This is a genomic window from Methylobacterium sp. J-048, from assembly GCF_022829515.1.
Lineage (GTDB): Bacteria > Pseudomonadota > Alphaproteobacteria > Rhizobiales > Beijerinckiaceae > Methylobacterium.
In genome coordinates this window covers 1-423 of record NZ_JAKSYL010000054.1, presented here as the reverse complement: position 1 = coordinate 423, position 423 = coordinate 1, and the positions used below count along the sequence as shown (strand labels likewise).

1 pseudogene is annotated in these 423 nt (G+C 67.6%); it reads right to left on the bottom strand.

Annotated elements, in window-relative coordinates:
- Positions 1–45 precede the first annotated feature (45 nt).
- Positions 46–279, bottom strand: a pseudogene (locus tag MKL09_RS02465) (glutaminase); the annotation flags it as partial.
- Between the last annotated feature and the right edge of the window lie 144 nt (positions 280–423).

Here is a 423-nt window from a genome sequence, read left to right as displayed (position 1 = left end):
GCCGGCGTTGATGAACGGGTTGCGCGGCACGCCGCGCTCGCGCTACAGCTGGACGAGGGAATTGAACGGGTTGCCCGAGGGCTCGCGCGCGACCCGCCTCCACAGCCGGTCGCCAACCATGCCGAGTGCCCGGGTGAGCGTGAACACCTTCGATACGCCCTGGATCGAGAACGGCGTCTCGCCATCGCCGCTGGTCGTGACCCGGCCCTCGGCATCGATCACCGCGATGCCGAACTGGTTCGGATCCACGTGGGCGAGCTCGGGAATGTAGTCGGCGACCGGAGGCATCGCACCAGTACGGCGTCGGCTTGTCGAACAGGACCCGGACGCTGAGGTCGTCGATCTTCTCGACGGTGCAATCCTTGTAGGAGCCGATCGTCACCGCCGCGGTGGCGGGGTCGCGGGCATAGGCCCAGGTGAACA